A 16,632-nucleotide genomic window follows, 5' to 3' on the forward strand; every position below is an offset into this window, starting at 1 on the left:
TAAAGGCACGATGGGCGGCGAATGGTTAACAGAGATTGAAATAAGGCAGAAAATCCTGAGGATGAAACAAAACCACAGGTTGCATACGGGCAAGACCCCGAAGGCCGATCATATTTTATGCAACATGCTTATAATAAAGCCTGCCAGAGTATGACGCCAATGCCTCAAAGCCCGCACGAGTGCAAAGAGACGCGGCAAAAAAGCGGCCCGATGCGAGGGAAACTTTTGGCGTCGCCTTCTGACGACGCATGGCAGGCACAAAAAAGCCCGCAAGAATGCGGGCTTGAATGCAGTTTCTCAGGAATCAACGCCCGAAATCATTCCCACTCGATCGTGCCCGGGGGCTTCGAGGTGATGTCATAGGTCACGCGGTTGATACCCTTGACTTCATTGATGATCCGCGTGGCTGTCTCGCCAAGGAAGTCGTGGGTGAAGGGGTAGTAATCCGCCGTCATCCCATCGACCGAGGTCACCGCGCGCAGCGCACAAGCGTAGTCATAGGTGCGACCGTCGCCCATCACGCCCACGGTCCGTACCGGAAGGATCGCCACGAAGGCCTGCCAGATTTCGTCATACAGGCCATGCTTGCGGATCTGGTCGATATAGACCGCATCCGCTTTGCGCAGGATCTCCAGCTTTTCGCGGGTGATCTCGCCGGGGCAGCGGATCGCCAGACCCGGTCCGGGGAACGGGTGACGGCCGATGAAGCTATCGGGCAGACCGAGTTCACGGCCAAGCTCGCGGACCTCGTCCTTGAAGAGCTCCCGAAGCGGTTCGACCAGCTTCAGACCCATCTTTTCGGGCAGGCCGCCAACATTGTGGTGCGACTTGATGGTGACCGAAGGACCGCCCGAGAAGGACACGGATTCGATCACATCGGGATAGAGCGTGCCTTGCGCCAAGAATTCGGCGCCTTCGATGTCATTGGCGTATTTCTGGAACACGTCGATGAAGAGTTTGCCGATAGTCTTACGCTTGACCTCGGGGTCCGAGACCCCTTCCAGTGCGCCGATGAACAGATCGGATTCATCTGCGGCGATCAGCTTGATATTATAGTTATCGCGGAACATGGCGACGACCTGCTCGGCCTCGTCTTGACGCAGAAGCCCGTGGTCGACGAAGACGCAGGTCAACTGCTCGCCGATGGCCTCATGCAGCAGGATCGCGGTGACCGAGCTGTCCACACCGCCGGAGAGGCCGCAGATGACCTGCTTGTCGCCAACCTGTTCGCGGATGGTCTTGATGGCTTCCTCGCGGTAGGCCGCCATGGTCCAGTCGCCGGTAAAGCCTGCTTTGCGCAGGAAGTTCTCGATCAGCGCCTTGCCGTTGGGCGTATGATGCACCTCGGGGTGGAACTGGACCGCGTAGAACTGGCGGCTTTCGTCTGCGGTGATTGCATAGGGCGCGTTCGGCGAGGTGCCGATGACCTCGAAGCCCGGAGCAAGCTGGGTCACGCGGTCACCGTGGCTCATCCAGACCTGCTCGCGGCCATCATTGAGGAAGAGACCGGCGAAGATACCGTCGAGCTTGTGGCCTTCGGCAGGTGTCACATAGGCGCGGCCATATTCGGCATGATGGCCTGCTTCGACTTTGCCGCCGAGCTGTTCCATCATGACTTGCTGACCGTAGCAGATGCCAAAGATCGGAAGGCCCATCTCGAACAGGGCCTGCGGCGCGCGGGGAGAGCCTTCGCGCGTCACGCTGTCAGGACCGCCCGAGAGGATCACGGCCAGAGGCGCGATCTCGCGGATCACCTCTTCGGTGACCGATTGATAGGGGCGGATTTCGCAATAGACATTCAGCTCGCGCAGGCGGCGCGCGATCAGCTGCGTCACCTGGGAACCGAAGTCGATGATAAGGAGGGTCTGATGCTGTGCCATATGCGAGCCTTTAAGGGGCGTTTTTCACAAAGGCAATAACTTTGCGAAAGCCGCGTGTGGATGGGGGAGAAGACGGGGGCTCTGCCCCCTCTGGCGCGGGATGCCCCGCGCCATTCACCCCCGGGATATTTCGGGCAGCTGGATGCAGGGGTTACCGCCGACGGCCGAGGGCTTCTTCCAGCACCGTCTTCAGGGTGTCGCGCGGGACGTCGGAGGTGACAAAGGCCTCGCCTATGCCGCGCGCCAGAATGAAGCGGAGCTTGCCATCGAGAACCTTCTTGTCCTGCGCCATCAGCGCGATGAGGCCTTCGGCATCGGGCAGCGGACCCTCGATATCGGCAAGGTCGGTTTTCATGCCCATCGCGCGCAGATGGGCGCGGACGCGCGAGGGGGCCTCCTGTGCGCAAAGGCCCAGTTTCTGACTGAGTTCAAAGGCCAGGGCACAGCCGATAGAGACGCCCTCGCCGTGAAGCAGGCGGCTGGAATAGCCGGTGGCTGATTCCAGCGCATGGCCGAAGGTATGGCCGAGATTCAGAAGGGCGCGGTCGCCTTCTTCGGTTTCGTCGCGCGCCACGATATCGGCCTTCATCTGCACCGAGCGACGCACGGCCTCCTGACGCAGCGCCGTATCGCCTTTGGCCAATGCGGGGCCGTTGGTTTCCAGCCAGTCGAAGAAATCTGCCGAGCCAAGCAGACCGTATTTCGCCACCTCGCCATAGCCTGCAAGGAAATCGCGCGGGGTGAGCGTGCCCAACAGGTCGATATCGGCCAGCACCAGGGAGGGTTGATGGAAGGCCCCGATCAGATTTTTGCCGCTGGGCGCATTGATCCCCGTCTTGCCGCCGACCGAGCTGTCCACCTGTGCCAGAAGCGTTGTCGGAATCTGCACGAAGCGCACACCGCGCCGCAGGACCGAAGCCGCAAAGCCCACGAGGTCACCGATCACGCCACCACCAAAGGCGATGACGATATCCTTGCGTTCGACCTTCTGTTCCAGCAGCCATTCCACCGTATGGGTGAAATGCGGCCAGCTTTTGGTGGATTCGCCTGCCGGAAGCGTCAGGGATACCATCTCCATATCCCCCAGCCCCGCGCGCAGCGCTGCCAGATGAAGTGCGCCCACGGTCTCGTCGGTGACGACCGCCACGCGGGGACGGCGCAAGAGCGGCGCGATCTCGGCCCCCGCACGGGCCAGAAGCCCTGCCCCGATCCGCACCTGATAGGCGCGCGCGCCCAGTTCCACCGATACGATATCAACCATTCTGTCGCTCCGTCTTGAATAGGTCCGGCACCTTATGCAGCGCCTCGAGCACCTTGGCTGTCATCGCGCTCACATCGGTTTGAGGACCGGCTTCCACATGTATCTGCGCTTGGGCATAGACCGGAAGGCGTGCCTCCAGCATGGCGCGCAGGGTGCCTTTCGGATCAGCGGTTTTCAGAAGCGGGCGCGTTGTCTTGAGCCGCACGCGATGCCACAGGGTCTCCAGATCGGCCTGAAGCCAGACCGACACACCGCGTTCGGCGATGACGCGTCGATTGGCTTCGGACAGAAACGCCCCGCCGCCGGTGGAAATCACCGCAGGGGCGCCGCGCAACAACCGTTCGAGGATCTCGGTTTCGCGCGCACGAAAGAACGGCTCGCCATCGCGGGCGAAGATCTCGGCGACACTCATCTGCGCAGCCTCTTCAATGGCCTCGTCGCTATCGAGAAAGGGCACATCGAGCGTCTGGGCCAAAGCCTGACCGATCGTGGTCTTGCCGCAGCCCATCATGCCCACCAACACGATGCTTCTTTCCAGCCGGTTTGTCACTCGTCCGCCCACGCGCCCCTCTTGTCTTGCCCTACAGTCGCCTCTGTGCACCACCGCACCAGAAATCGCAAAAAGGCCTGCAAGCCTCTTACTTGGCGCAATCGTGAAGATTTCCTTCCTCAATGGCGTGAACTTCCCCAAAATGCCAGTTATAATGTGCAGGGTTTTGTGATCGATGCGGCAGCGGGGGACGGTTATCCGCCTTGCACCTGCCGCATCAACGCCGTGAAATCGCAAGAGCAGAACGCGAAAAGACATAACAGACGAAAGACGTGGGGACAGATGGGGCGCATCTTCAAAGTAATCGTAATCCTGTTGATATTGGCCGTTCTGGCCGTCATCGGTTACGCCTATATCGGTGATATGGCGCCGCGGCAGGAAGAGACATCCGTGGACGTTACCTTGCCGGACCAACCGGCCGCGCAAGAATAACCGGAGATCAGGCGTGGCCACCCCTCCTCTTGCAGCTGCGGCGATTCTCTGGATTGGGACGGTCGGCTGGGCGCAGGCTCAGGAGGATGCGCCGATTTCGGCCATCGACTGGCTGTCCAACTCGATCGTGACACCGACCGCCATGCCCGCCAGCCCGACCTTTGGGGGCGCACAGCCCGCCACTCCCGGCGGAAGCCTATCGGTGATGCCACCGGTTCCGGGCGAGCCTCCCATCAGCAAAGGCGTGGGAACGGAAGATATTTCCGTTTTCACTCTGGGTGGACCCGATCCGAATATGATCGGGCTTCTGCCTGCGGCGCGCGCGGGCCTGCCCAAAACGCTTTGGGGCAAAACGCCAGAGACAGATCTGGTGGCGCTGGTGCGCAAGGAGCAGATCAATACCGCGCTGCCGGCCATCCAGTCGCTCTTGCAAAAACTGCTGCTGGCCGAGCTGGACCCGCCCGAGATTTCCAATCCCAATCGCGAAGACAGCCTGTTTCTGGCGCGGATCGACAAGCTGCTGGATCAAGGTGCTTTGGAACCGGCTTTAGCGATGCTCGAACAGGATACGACCGCCGATCCGGAAGTGTTCCGCCGCCGTTTCGATGTGGCGCTTTTGTTGGGCGAAGAAGACAGCGCCTGCAAGCTGATGGACACCACCCCCGATGTGGCACCGTCTTTCGGGGCGCGGATCTTCTGTCTGGCACGCAACGGGGATTGGGAAGCGGCGGCTGTGTCGTTGCAAAGCGGCGAGGCCTTGGGGCAGTTCGATCCGGAAACCGCGACTCTTATGGAGCGGTTTCTGGAACCCGAACTGACCGATGACAGCGAGGATCTGCCGCCGCCCACCCGCATCACCCCGCTGAATTTCCGCATGATGGAGGCCATCGGGCAATCCCTGCCCACCACCAGCCTGCCTTTGGCCTTTGCCCATGCCGATCTCCGCTCGAATAACGGCTGGAAAGCCCAGATCGAGGCGGCCGAACGGCTGGCACCGCATGGGGCGATCGACCCGAACCAGCTTCTGGGCCTTTATACCGAACGTCGGGCAGCGGCCTCCGGCAGCCTATGGGATCGAGTCTCGGCGGTATCGCAACTGGATAAGGCGGTGGAGGAAAACGATCTCGACAAAATCAACGAGATCCTGCCGCAAGCCTATAAAGCGATGGAGCAGGTCGAGCTGGAGCCTGTTCTGGCCCAGCTTTACGGGCCGCGACTGGCGGCGATGGATTTGCAGGGCGCGGCCAAGCAGATCGGTTTCCGGCTGGGCCTGCTGTCGGAAGATTACGAGAATGTCGCCAAGAATGCGGCGGATGACGATCCCGATGATGCGCTGCTGATCGCGCTTGCCTTGGGCAATACCGAAACCGTTCCCGCACAGGACCAGCTTGGCCTTGCGCTCAAGCGCGTGTTCGACGCCCCGCCCGAACAGGCCCCCGCGCCCTATCGTGGCCTCCTGCCCGACCAGCTTGGTGCGGCGGTGCTGGAAGCGGCGGATGACATCACTAATGGCGCCAGAGGCGATTACCCCCGTATGGTGAACGGCCTGACACTGCTGCGGCTGGTCGGGCTAGAGGATGTGGCGCGCCGCACCGCCTTGGAAATGATCATTCTGGAGCGCCGGGGATGAGTGATCGTGTCCCGACAGATCTCAACTGGCTGTCGATCTTTCTCGAGGCGCAGGCCGCCGAAGCGGGGGCTGCGCATAATACCGTGCTCAGCTACGGGCGCGATCTGAACGACTTTCTGGCCTTCACAAGCGCCAAGTCGCTGTCTTTCGGCACGCTTGCACAGGATGATATCGAAACCTATCTGATCCGCTGCGAGGCCGATGGTCTGGCCCAATCCACCCGCGCGCGCCGACTGTCGGCCATCCGGCAGCTTTTCCGTTTTGCCTATGAGGAAGGCTGGCGCAGCGACAACCCGTCTTTGCGGATCAGCGGCCCCGGCAAGGTGAAGGCATTGCCGAAAATCCTGTCGATAGAAGAGGTTGACCGCCTGCTTGTGGCGGCGCGCGATCATGGGCGCCATCCGATTGACCGCGCTCGCAATCGCTGCCTGATGGAAATGCTCTATGCCACCGGCATGCGTGTCAGCGAGCTGGTCACCCTGCCCGTTTCGGGCGCGCGCGGCAATCCGGCGATGCTGATGGTCAATGGCAAGGGCGGCAAGGACCGTATGGTTCCGCTGTCCGAACATGCGCGTCAGGCGCTGGCCGATTGGATCATATTGCGCGACGAAGCCGAAGATGACGCCCATCGCAAGGCCCGCAAGCCCTTGTCACGCTTTCTTTTTCCCTCTTCGGGCAAAGACGGGCATCTGACGCGGCAGGCTTTCCACCGGTTGTTGAAAGACTTTGCGGTCGAGGCGGGGATAAGCCCTGCCAAAGTCACGCCGCATGTGCTGCGCCACGCCTTTGCCACGCATCTGTTGCAAGGCGGCGCAGATTTACGGGCGATCCAGATGCTTTTGGGGCATGCGGATCTTTCCACGACAGAGATCTATACCCATGTGTTGGACGAGCGGCTGAAAACGCTGGTGATGCAGCATCATCCGCTGGCAAAACGATCTTGAAGCAGGGCAAAAGCAGTATAAAACTCGGCTATGGACACCAATTTTCTTGATGCCGCCTTCATTGGCTCGGCTGCAACCATCCTGATCCTTCTGGCCTTCTCGGCCTTTTTCTCGGGGTCCGAGACCGCATTGACCGGCGCGAGCCGCGCCAAATTGCGTGCACGTGCCGATAAGGGCGAGAAAGGCGCGGATGTGGCGCTGAATGTCACCGAAGACAGCGAAAAGCTGATCGGGGCCATTCTGCTGGGCAATAACGTCGTCAATATCCTGTCGACATCGCTGGCCACCGCCCTTCTGACACGGGTCTTCGGGGATTCCGGCGTGGCGCTGGCCACTTTAGCCATGACGGTGCTCGTGCTGATCTTTGCCGAGGTTCTGCCCAAGACCTATTCGATCAACAATCCCGAGACCGTGGCCACCAAGGTGGCCCGTCCGATCAAGCTGATCACCATCCTGCTTGCCCCCGTTGTCGCGATTGTCCGCCTTGTGGTGCGGGGGATCTTGCGGCTTTTCGGCCAGAGAACCAATGCCGATACGCATATGTTCTCGATCCATGAAGAGATTGCGGGCGCGCTGGCCTTGGGGCAATCCGAAGGCACCGTGGATAAGGAAGACCGCGACCGGCTTCTGGGCGCGCTGGATCTGGGCAACCGGACGGTCGAAGAGATCATGCTCCACCGCAGCCATATCGAGATGCTCGATGTGAATTCCGAACCGAGCGAGATCCTGACCGCTGTGTTGTCCTCGCCCTATACCCGTTTGCCGCTTTATGATGGCGAGCGGGAGAATGTCGTGGGGATCATCCACTCCAAAGACCTGCTGCGCGCGGTGGAGAAGCTCTTGCGCGAGGATGGGTCTACCTTGCAAAGCATCCGCCAGCTGGATGTGACGCAGGTGATGATGAAGCCCTATTTCATCCCCGAAACCTCGCCGCTGGATGAACAGATGCGCGAATTCCTCAAGCGCCGCACCCATTTCGCGCTGGTGGTGGATGAATATGGCGACCTTCGCGGCCTGCTGACGCTGGAGGATATTCTGGAAGAGATCGTGGGCGAGATCACCGACGAACACGACCCCACAGCGCCCTCGCGGCTGCTGCCCAATGCGGCTGGCGATTATATTGTCGATGGCGGCATGACCATCCGCGACCTCAATCGCGAAACAGACTGGTCCCTGCCCGATGACGAAGCCCATACGATTGCCGGTCTGGTGATCCACGAGGCCCAGACCATCCCGACGCCGGGTCAGGTGTTCAGCTTCCATAGCTTCCGCTTCGAGGTACTGGCCCGCAAGGATAACCGCATCACCCGCCTGAAGATACGCCCGCTCCTGCCCTCGGCGGCAGAAGAGGGCTAACATGGCAGCCTGACCCTGCGACCAAACCGGTTTGGACAAGATCCAAACCGGTTTTTTTGCCTAGCCGCGTTGTATTTCCGCTTTGCGGCGGGCCACGAAAGCCTCAAGCGCGGCGCGCCGTTCGGGGGCCAGAGCTGGCGGCTGGTAAGTCTGCAACAGCGCCGACACCCGCTGATGGGCATGCCAGACGGTATCGGGCCGCCCCGCGTGATCCCATGCGTCAAATGGCCGGTCCTCGACCACCTCGCTTTTCCAAAGCCGCGCCTGCCCCTCGGCAAGGGTTTCCTGCGCCCCCAGATAATGCCCGCCCGGCCCGACCTCGCGCAGGGCCGCAAGCGCGGCACCGCTTGGGGCCGCAATCCCGCCATACTGGCGCAGCATGGCCGAAAGCTGATCGGCATCCAGCACGAATTTCTCCGCCGAGGTCGCCAGACCGCTTTCCAGCCAGCCGCAGCCATGCAGCATGAAATCCACCCCTGCAAGCTGGCTGGCCCAAAGCGACCCTGCCGCCTCGTATCCGGCATGGGCATCGGACTGGAACGCCCCCGTCAGGCAGCCGCCCGCCCGATAAGGCACCCCCAACCGCCGCGCAAGCTGGCCTGCGGCAATGGTCAGCTGTGTGACTTCCGGAGAGGCGAAAATCGAGGCACCGGTCCTGAGATCCAGCGCACTGGCGTAAAGACCAAAGATCACGGGCGCGCCGGAGCGTATGAGTTGCGCATAGGCGATGCCGGCTATGACTTCGGCCAGAGCCTGCGCCAGCGCCCCTTCCACAGTGACCGGCGCGGTGGCCCCCATGATCGCATAGGCCGAGATCACCGTCGCCTGCCCCGCCTGCGCATAGAGTTCCAGACATCGGCTCATGGTCGCATCGAAGCTCAGCGGCGAACCGATATTGATCAATGCGCTCAGCAGCACCGGCAACTCTGTCCCTTCATATCCGAACAGGATCTTCGCGAAGGCGATGGAATCGCGGGCCCGTTCAGGGTCGGTTGAGGCCCCCATGAACGGCTTGTCCGACAATGTCGCATGTGCCAGCAACATATCCAGATGGCGGGTTTCCAGCGGCAGGTCCGTCGGTTCACACAGCGTGCCGCCCGCATGGGTAACGCTGTCGCACGCTTGCGCCAGACGCATCAGAAGCTGGAAATCGCCAAAACGCGCATCCCGTCGTCCAGCCACCGGATCTTGCACGAAAGGCGGGCCATAGACCGGCGCAGTCACCGGCCGCGCGCCGCCGATCTCGACATCGCGGGCCGGATTGGCGGCATGCTGCACAAAACGGGCGGGGGCGGTCTGGCACAATTTGCGGGCAAGACCACGCGGCAGATACACCCTTTCGCCCTGCACCTGCGCCCCGACAGCCTGCCAGCGGGCCAGTGCCTCGGGGTGATCGGCGAAATTGATCCCGATCTCGGCGAGAATCGTCTCGGCCTCGGCCTCGATCTCCGCCGCCTTGGCCTCGCTAAGCAGATCACAGGGCGGGATACGGCCCATCGGCTGCACGGCGCTATGTGGCGAGGAGGACGGCAGGGGCATTCGGGGTTCCGTTCATGGCAGACAGGTTCGGCCCCGATCTTGCCCCCGAACCCCGCCGGAGTTCAACCGCCCTGCTCAACTCTGTTGCAAAAGCAGAAGACTGGCCTGCCACGGGCCCAGATGCAGGCTGTGATCGGGATTGGGCCGGATCGATCCCAGCTCGCCCGCGATCGTCACCCAGTTGCCCGCAGGCACCGTCACACTGACCGGATGATCCGACAGGTTGAAAAAGCATTGCACCACCTCGTCCTCCAGCACGCGCTGGAAGGCCAGCACCTCGTCGCCTGCCCAAACATCGCGGATATCCCCCTTGCGCAAGGCCGGATGGTTGCGCCGGAACGCCAAGGCCCGACGGTAGTGATGCAGCAGGGCCGAAGGGTCCTTATCGGCAGCATCCACGGCAAGACGGGCATGGGCACGCGGCACCGGCAACCACGGTTTCGCCTGCGAGAAGCCCGCATAGGGGGCCTCCTCTTCCCAGACCATCGGCGTGCGCGCGCCGTCGCGCCCCTTGAACTCGGGCCAGAACTCGATGCCATAGGGGTCTTGCAGGTCTTCGTAATCCAGCTCCGCCTCGGGCAGGCCCAGCTCTTCGCCCTGATAGAGACAAAGGGAGCCGCGCAGACAGGACATCAGCGTGGTATAGAGGCGTGCCGCCTGCGGCGCGAGCCCCCAGCGCGTGATATGGCGCTCCACGTCATGGTTGGTAAAGGCCCAGCAGAGCCAGCCATCTGGCACCACTTCAGCCACCTTGTCGAACACCGCCTTGAAGCTGCTTGCAGGCAGGGGCGCGTGGCCCGAGAGGAACTCGAAAGCATAGGACATATGCACCTTGTCATTGCCCGACGTATATTCCCCCAGAAGCTCCAGCCCCCGCTGGGCATCTCCGACCTCGCCCACCGCCGCCGCATTATAGCCGTTCATCAAGGTGCGCAGCTTGCGCAGAAAATCGAGATTGCGCGGATGGTTCTTGTCGTAAAGATGGAGCTGATGATTATAGGGATTGACCTTGGGGGCGGTGGAATCATTGCGCTGTTCCGGCGGCAGGGGCGGATTGTCGCGCAGCTTCTCGTCATGCATGTAATAATTGACCACATCCAGACGGAACCCATCCACCCCGCGGTCCAGCCAGAATTTCGACACATCCAGCAATGCCTGCTGCACCTCGGCGCAGTGATGGTTGAGATCGGGCTGCTGGGTCAGGAAGTTATGCAGATAATATTGTTCGCGGCGGCTGTCCCAATGCCATGCCGAACCGCCGAACATCCCCAGCCAGTTATTGGGCACCGTGCCATCGGGTTTCGGCTCGGCCCAGACATACCAGTCGGATTTCGGATTATCGCGGCTGGAACGGCTTTCCTTGAACCAGGGATGCTGGTCGGAAGTATGCGAGAAGACAAGATCGATCAGCACCTTGATGCCCAGAGCATGGGCCGTCTCGATCACCTGATCGAAATCGGCCAGCGTGCCGAACATCGGATCGATATCGCAGTAATCGGCGACATCATACCCGAAATCCTTCATCGGAGAGGTGAAGAACGGCGAAATCCAGATCGCATCCGCCCCGAGCCGCGCGATATGCGGCAGGCGACGCACGATCCCCAGAAGATCGCCGATCCCGTCCCCGTTGCTGTCTTGGTAACTGCGCGGATAGATCTGGTAGATCACCGCACCACGCCACCAGTCGGGATCCTTGCGCATCACACTCATACCAACTGTCTCCTTTTGTCACTCTCCGGTCCTCGTCGCGTTCAAAGGATAGGAAGCCCTGCAAACGAGATGAACCCCTATGACAAAAAACTGAGGTGGAATATGTCGCGCGGGCCCATGCTGCGGCCCTGAAGCGACACCTGCATGCAACACCGCCCGTCTTTGACGAAAGAGACGGCAAAATCAGTTTGGAACCATTTCAAACCGTTTTAGCGTTTCCTTTCAAAGGACCAGATATCTCGGGGTTTGAAATGACGCTGAAAGACCTCGCCCGTCAACTCGGGCTTTCGCCCACGACTGTCAGCCGCGCGCTCAACGGGTTTCCCGAAGTGGCCGAGGCCACGCGCCTGCGCGTGTGCGAAGCCGCGCGCGAGAGCGGCTACCATCCCAATATGCAGGCCCGCCGCCTTGCCACGGGCCGCGCGATGGCCATTGGCCATATCCTGCCGATGGCACCCGAGCATGATCTGGTCAATCCGGTCTTTGCCGACTTCATCGCCGGAGCCGGCGAGATCTATGCGTTGCGCGGCTATGATCTGGTGATGACCCTCGTGCCCGCTCAGGACGAAGAGGCCGCCTATCGCGCGATGGCCGCCAAACATAATGTCGATGGGGTGATCCTGCACGGGGCGCGCCAGAATGACCCCCGCCCCGCGCTTTTGCGCAGTCTAGGCCTGCCGTTTGTCACGCATGGCCGACCGCCCGCATCGTCCGAGACCGATCTCTGGGTCGATGCCCATCATGAAGCCGCCTTCGAGCAGCTGACCGCTCTGCTGCTGGATCAGGGGCATAGGCAGATCGCCTTTATCAACAGCCCCGATCCCCTGCAAAGCTCGGCCTATCGCCGCACGGGGTTCGAGCGCGCCTTTCTGGCCCGCGGGCTGGAGGTACCACGGCTCTATATGGTCGCGGGGGAGGTTTCCGATGAAACCGGCCGCGACGCGGCGGCTGAAATGCTCAGTTGGGAACAGCGCCCCAGCGCCTTTGTGACCGCCTCGCTGATGGCCGCGATGGGGGTGCGGCGGGCCGTCGAGGATACGGGACATGTCTTGGGGCGCGATATTTCGGTGGTGACATGGGATGACGAGCTGTCCTTTGTCAGCAATCGTGGCCTGAACCCGCTTTATACCACGATGAAATCCCCGATCCGCGAGGCCGGACAGCGCGCCGCGCAGATGCTGATTGACCGGATCGAGACCCCCGAGATCGCCCAGTCGCCCCTGCTGATCGAGCCAGCCTTGCTGATGGGACATTCCATCGGCGCGTGGAACGGCTGACCGGCGCCGATCAGCCAAGGCGCGGGGGCGCCGCTGTTAGCGCCCAAACGCACCCTTGCTTGGCCCTGTCAGGGCCTCTATCAAAGGGCGAGGATCGCTGAGGAGACCGAGATGCACACAGCTACCGCCCCCCGTTACACGCTTCTGGCCGATATCGGCGGCACCAATACGCGGGTGGCCCTGGCGCAGGGCTCGACGCTGGTGCCCGCCTCGGTCGCGCGGTTTCCCAATAAAGGGCGGGCCGCTCTGGAAGAGATCCTGACAGAATATATGGTGGCCGAGCGGGTATCCAATCTGGCGGGCGTCTGTGTCGCGGTGGCCGGGCCGGTATCGGTTGATGGTCAGGACGCACGAATGACCAATCTGGACTGGACAATCCGCGCCAGTGCCCTGCAGGCCACGACAGGGGCCGCGCATGTGTCCATCCTGAACGATCTTCAAGCTCAGGGCCATGCGCTTTCGGGGCTGGCCCCCGAGGCGCTGCGGATGGTTCTGCCCGGTGCCCCCGCGCCCAAGGGGGCCGCGCAGCTTGTCGTGGGCATCGGCACCGGCTTCAATGCCGCGCCCGTGCATCACGCACCGCAGGGCTATGTCGTGGTGCCCGCGTCGGAATGCGGCCATATCACCCTGCCCCTGCGCAGCGAATTGCATATCGAGATCAAACGCTATTTCGAACGCAAGCACCGCTTTGCCAGTGTCGAACATGCCTGCGCCGGACGTGGTCTGGAACGAATCTACGCCTTCGTGACGGGACAGGAGGACGCCACGGTCGACGGAAAAGAGATTCTTTCCCTCATGCAAAGTGAAGACCGTGACGCCTTAAAGGCTGCCGAAATCTTCACGACTCTCCTTGGAGGTGTGCTGGGCGATCTCGCACTGACCCACCTGCCCTTTGGCGGCATTTATCTGATTGGCGGGGCCGCCCGCGCGATAGAACCCTGGCTGGAACGGTTCAATTTCCAGCAAGCCTTTAAAGACAAAGGATCTTTTTCAGACTACATGGAGCGGTTTTCGATCCATGTGGTGGAAGATGATTATGCCGCGCTGGCAGGCTGCGCAAATTATCTTGCCGCCCATAAGCTGGGATTGCTGTAAAGCGACGCCGACCCCTGTGTCGTCAAGTCTATGTTAACAGACCTGCGCTAAACCCATTTCATTACCGAATGAAAGGGGAACTAGGTGCAGTTTTCTCACTCAGACATCCCTGGGGGTCGCACATGACGACGCTTCCCCTGGACCCAAAGCTAGACCTGACCAAGGTCGCAGGACTAACGGATACACTTCGCTCTCATAAGGGGAGCGATCTGGTTATCGATGCCGCAGAGGTAAGCCATCTGGGGGCTTTGGGCCTGCAGGTTCTTGTTTCCGCCGCGAAGACCTGGCGTGACAGCGGTCACTCGCTGACAATTTCTCCCCGTTCCGAAGCCTTCGACGAAGCGCTTGGGATCTTTGGGGTTTCCCTTGATGATTTACAATCCACGGAGGCCGCATGAGCCTGACAGTTCTGGCCGTCGACGACAGCCGTACCATCCGCGACATGCTCAAACTCGCTTTGAAAGATGCGGGCATTGAACTTCACGTCGCCGAAGATGGCGTGCACGGGCTTGAGGTGCTTGAGGGCATCGAACCCGACGCGATCATCTCCGATATCAACATGCCGCGCCTCGACGGCTTTGGCTTCATCGAAGCCGTCCGCGGTCAGGAAAAGCATCGGGCAACCCCGATCCTCGTCCTCACGACAGAATCCGCCCCTGAACTGAAGGCACGTGCCCGTGCGGCAGGTGCAAGCGGCTGGATCGTGAAGCCTTTCGACCCGCCCAAGCTGGTTAAGGCACTTCAGATGGTGGCAGGCTAAGGGAGGGATCCATGTCTGATCCGATGGCAGAAATTCGGGCCAGTTTCTTTGTTGAATGCGAAGAACTGCTTGAAAGTCTTCAGGACGCACTCATCGAGATGGATGAAGGCGCCTATGATAACGAGACGATCAACGTCGTCTTCCGGGCCGTGCACTCCATCAAAGGTGGGGCTGGAGCCTTCGGACTGGACGCGCTCGTCGCATTCGCCCACCGGTATGAAACGGTGATGGATGAGGTACGCTCCGGCAAACTTCAGCTTTCGCCCGATGCCGTAAAGCATTTTTTCCAATGCGCCGATTTCCTGTCGGATCACGTCCGTGCAGCACAAGCTGGTGATCCTCCGCCACAAGGGGCCGAGGAAGCCCTGTGCGAGCTGGAATCCCTGATGGGCATGGCCCCTGGCGGGGCTGTCGAGGAAGAGGAAGTCTCCTCTGACGATTTCCAGCCGATGGGGTTGAGTTTTGATCTTGATCTGGGAGCAGCTGACGAGGTCAGCGAAACCCGGATCGAAGTGGACTTCGTGCCCAAGGCCGAATTGTTCACCTCGGGCAATGAGCCGCTGCATCTGTTCCGTGCCTTGCACGAGCTATGTCCGGAAATGGTGGCGACCCTTGATCTGGATGCCATCCCCGCGCTCGACGACCTCAATCCGGAGATCCCCTATCTGTCCTGGAATGTTGTTCTGACAGGCGATGTCAACGAGATGGATATCCGCGAAGTCTTCGATTTCGTGGAAGATGTCAGCACGCTTGAAATCAAACAGGATAACGGCGTCGAAAACAGTTTTCTCCCTTTTGCCAATGACGGCGCAGAAGCATCGACTGATGCCGTCATGGATGCAGAATTCATGGATGCCCCGTCATCACCTGCTCCGCAACCCGAGCCCACGGCAGTGATGCCCGCTCCTGTGGAGGCGACACCTGCGCCCGAACGGGCGGCTCCGAAAGAGACGGAGGCGGGGGCCGCTGCGGCGCAAGCGAAACATGGCAATGACCCGTCCCCCACCGTGCGTGTGGATCTGGACCGGATCGACCGTCTTGTGAACCTTGTCGGGGAGCTGGTCATCAACCAGGCAATGCTCGCACAAAGCGTGGCCGAGGCCGGTTTGCCACCGAATTCTGCCGTCATGACCGGGCTTGAAGCCTTCATGATGCTGACCCGGGATATTCAGGACTCGGTCATGATGATCCGGGCACAGCCCGTCAAACCGCTCTTCCAGCGGATGGGGCGGATTGTGCGCGAGGCGTCGGCCGCAGTTGGCAAGGATGTCCGGTTGAAGGTCGAAGGCGAAACGACCGAAGTCGACAAGACCGTCATCGAACGCCTTGCAGATCCTTTGACCCATATGATCCGGAACTCGGTCGACCACGGTCTCGAGACGCCCGATAAGCGTCGCGCGGCAGGAAAACCCGAAGAAGGCGTCATCACACTCTCGGCGCAGCATCGCTCGGGACGTGTGGTTATCGAAATCGAAGATGATGGTGCAGGGATCAACCGGCCGAAAGTCCTGGCAAAGGCCATCGAAAAAGGTCTTGTCGCGCCCGAGGCGCAACTGACGGATGCAGAGATCGACAACCTGCTGTTCTTGCCGGGTTTCTCTACAGCAGATCAGGTCTCGGCCTTGTCCGGTCGTGGTGTCGGTATGGATGTCGTGCGTAGCTCTATCCAGTCTCTGGGCGGGCGGATCACCATCCATTCAGAACCCGGCAAGGGAACGATCTTCTCGATCTCTCTGCCGCTCACCCTGGCCGTGCTGGATGGTATGGTCGTGAATGTCGCCGGAGAAACGCTGGTCGTGCCTTTGAACGCCATTCTGGAAACGCAGACCCTTACGGCGGAAGATCTGCGGAAACTGGGGCCGACGACCAATGTCATCCATGTCCGTGGCGAGTTCGTTCCCCTTTACGATCTTGGGGCCGAGCTTGGATATCGCGGCGCGAAAAGCAACTATGAGGGATGCATCGTCTTGCTCACCGCGCAGGAAGATGGCCGCCGGAATGCCCTGATTGTCGACCAGATCATGGAACAACGTCAGGTCGTGATCAAAGGTCTGCAGCAAGCCTACGGGCACATCCCCGGCATCGCCGCAGCCACTATTCTTGGCGATGGTCAGATCGCTCTGATCCTTGACCCCGCCGACCTTGTTCAAAACGCAACCGGCCACACCCGGTCCGACTTTGCCCTAGCAGGATGATTA

14 protein-coding genes are annotated in these 16,632 nt (G+C 61.0%); 9 read left to right on the plus strand and 5 right to left on the minus strand.

The window, feature by feature from the left end; translation table 11 throughout:
- Positions 1-317: 317 nt before the first annotated feature.
- The 3 genes from guaA to WDB86_RS04040 form a co-directional block, all read right to left on the minus strand.
- A complete protein-coding gene (guaA, locus tag WDB86_RS04030) occupies positions 318-1,880 on the minus strand; it encodes a glutamine-hydrolyzing GMP synthase (RefSeq protein ID WP_406736696.1) in 1,563 nt (520 codons plus the stop codon).
- Positions 1,881-2,031: 151 nt separating this feature from the next.
- The gene (gene aroB, locus WDB86_RS04035; RefSeq protein WP_406736697.1) at positions 2,032-3,141 is read right to left on the minus strand and encodes a 3-dehydroquinate synthase; all 1,110 of its coding nucleotides are present in this window, start codon (positions 3,139-3,141) and stop codon (positions 2,032-2,034) included.
- Entirely contained in the window at positions 3,134-3,691 is a 558-nt protein-coding gene (locus WDB86_RS04040; RefSeq protein ID WP_339109503.1) for a shikimate kinase, read from the minus strand. Before WDB86_RS04040 ends, aroB begins: the two co-directional genes overlap by 8 nt.
- A gap of 45 nt (positions 3,692-3,736) precedes the next feature.
- On the opposite strand from WDB86_RS04040, the gene WDB86_RS04045 reads away from it, so the two are divergent.
- The 4 genes from WDB86_RS04045 to WDB86_RS04060 are packed head-to-tail and all read left to right on the plus strand — an operon-like array spanning position 3,737 to position 8,053.
- Positions 3,737-4,123: a hypothetical protein gene (locus WDB86_RS04045; RefSeq protein ID WP_406736698.1), complete on the plus strand. Its 387-nt coding sequence runs from the start codon at positions 3,737-3,739 to the stop codon at positions 4,121-4,123.
- Positions 4,124-4,136: 13 nt separating this feature from the next.
- Entirely contained in the window at positions 4,137-5,753 is a 1,617-nt protein-coding gene (locus tag WDB86_RS04050; RefSeq protein ID WP_406736699.1) for a hypothetical protein, read from the plus strand.
- Entirely contained in the window at positions 5,750-6,697 is a 948-nt protein-coding gene (locus WDB86_RS04055) for a site-specific tyrosine recombinase XerD (protein WP_406736700.1), read from the plus strand. The genes WDB86_RS04050 and WDB86_RS04055 overlap by 4 nt, the downstream gene beginning before the upstream one ends.
- A 30-nt stretch (positions 6,698-6,727) precedes the next feature.
- Positions 6,728-8,053: an HlyC/CorC family transporter gene (locus tag WDB86_RS04060; protein ID WP_339107218.1), complete on the plus strand. Its 1,326-nt coding sequence runs from the start codon at positions 6,728-6,730 to the stop codon at positions 8,051-8,053.
- A gap of 60 nt (positions 8,054-8,113) precedes the next feature.
- Here the strand turns inward: WDB86_RS04060 and WDB86_RS04065 are convergent, their stop codons facing one another.
- Together WDB86_RS04065 and WDB86_RS04070 are read right to left on the minus strand one after the other, a co-directional pair.
- Entirely contained in the window at positions 8,114-9,592 is a 1,479-nt protein-coding gene (locus WDB86_RS04065; protein ID WP_406736701.1) for a trimethylamine methyltransferase family protein, read from the minus strand.
- 75 nt (positions 9,593-9,667) lie between these two features.
- Positions 9,668-11,302, minus strand: coding sequence for an alpha-glucosidase (locus tag WDB86_RS04070; protein WP_406736702.1), 1,635 nt, complete (start codon positions 11,300-11,302; stop codon positions 9,668-9,670).
- 251 nt (positions 11,303-11,553) lie between these two features.
- Here WDB86_RS04070 and WDB86_RS04075 point away from each other — a divergent pair, with 251 nt between their 5' ends.
- The 5 genes from WDB86_RS04075 to WDB86_RS04095 all read left to right on the plus strand — a co-directional run bounded on the left by WDB86_RS04075 (position 11,554) and on the right by WDB86_RS04095 (position 16,629).
- A complete protein-coding gene (locus WDB86_RS04075; protein ID WP_339107215.1) occupies positions 11,554-12,579 on the plus strand; it encodes a LacI family DNA-binding transcriptional regulator in 1,026 nt (341 codons plus the stop codon).
- 111 nt (positions 12,580-12,690) lie between these two features.
- Positions 12,691-13,674, plus strand: a complete 984-nt coding sequence (locus tag WDB86_RS04080) for an ROK family protein (RefSeq protein ID WP_339107214.1) — start codon at positions 12,691-12,693, stop codon at positions 13,672-13,674.
- 122 nt (positions 13,675-13,796) lie between these two features.
- Positions 13,797-14,072 carry an STAS domain-containing protein gene (locus WDB86_RS04085; RefSeq protein WP_339107213.1) on the plus strand — a complete coding sequence of 92 codons (276 nt, stop codon included), beginning with the start codon at positions 13,797-13,799 and terminating at the stop codon, positions 14,070-14,072.
- Positions 14,069-14,434: a response regulator gene (locus WDB86_RS04090; RefSeq protein WP_339107212.1), complete on the plus strand. Its 366-nt coding sequence runs from the start codon at positions 14,069-14,071 to the stop codon at positions 14,432-14,434. The genes WDB86_RS04085 and WDB86_RS04090 overlap by 4 nt, the downstream gene beginning before the upstream one ends.
- Before the next feature lie 11 nt (positions 14,435-14,445).
- Positions 14,446-16,629: a chemotaxis protein CheA gene (locus WDB86_RS04095; RefSeq protein ID WP_406736703.1), complete on the plus strand. Its 2,184-nt coding sequence runs from the start codon at positions 14,446-14,448 to the stop codon at positions 16,627-16,629.
- The last annotated feature ends 3 nt before the right edge of the window (positions 16,630-16,632 follow it).

It is taken from the genome of Thioclava sp. GXIMD4215, from assembly GCF_045291555.1.
Taxonomy (GTDB): Bacteria; Pseudomonadota; Alphaproteobacteria; order Rhodobacterales; family Rhodobacteraceae; genus Thioclava; species Thioclava litoralis.

What these genes read in the sequence shown, in the direction of transcription:
- guaA (WP_406736696.1), bottom strand. Translation starts at nt 1,880, where the DNA reads ATGGCACAGCATCAGACCCTCCTTATCATCGACTTCGGTTCCCAGGTG.
- aroB (WP_406736697.1), bottom strand. Translation starts at nt 3,141, where the DNA reads ATGGTTGATATCGTATCGGTGGAACTGGGCGCGCGCGCCTATCAGGTG.
- WDB86_RS04055 (WP_406736700.1), top strand. Translation starts at nt 5,750, where the DNA reads ATGAGTGATCGTGTCCCGACAGATCTCAACTGGCTGTCGATCTTTCTC.
- WDB86_RS04060 (WP_339107218.1), top strand. Translation starts at nt 6,728, where the DNA reads ATGGACACCAATTTTCTTGATGCCGCCTTCATTGGCTCGGCTGCAACC.
- WDB86_RS04065 (WP_406736701.1), bottom strand. Translation starts at nt 9,592, where the DNA reads ATGCCCCTGCCGTCCTCCTCGCCACATAGCGCCGTGCAGCCGATGGGC.
- WDB86_RS04070 (WP_406736702.1), bottom strand. Translation starts at nt 11,302, where the DNA reads ATGAGTGTGATGCGCAAGGATCCCGACTGGTGGCGTGGTGCGGTGATC.
- WDB86_RS04075 (WP_339107215.1), top strand. Translation starts at nt 11,554, where the DNA reads ATGACGCTGAAAGACCTCGCCCGTCAACTCGGGCTTTCGCCCACGACT.
- WDB86_RS04080 (WP_339107214.1), top strand. Translation starts at nt 12,691, where the DNA reads ATGCACACAGCTACCGCCCCCCGTTACACGCTTCTGGCCGATATCGGC.
- WDB86_RS04085 (WP_339107213.1), top strand. Translation starts at nt 13,797, where the DNA reads ATGACGACGCTTCCCCTGGACCCAAAGCTAGACCTGACCAAGGTCGCA.
- WDB86_RS04090 (WP_339107212.1), top strand. Translation starts at nt 14,069, where the DNA reads ATGAGCCTGACAGTTCTGGCCGTCGACGACAGCCGTACCATCCGCGAC.
- WDB86_RS04095 (WP_406736703.1), top strand. Translation starts at nt 14,446, where the DNA reads ATGTCTGATCCGATGGCAGAAATTCGGGCCAGTTTCTTTGTTGAATGC.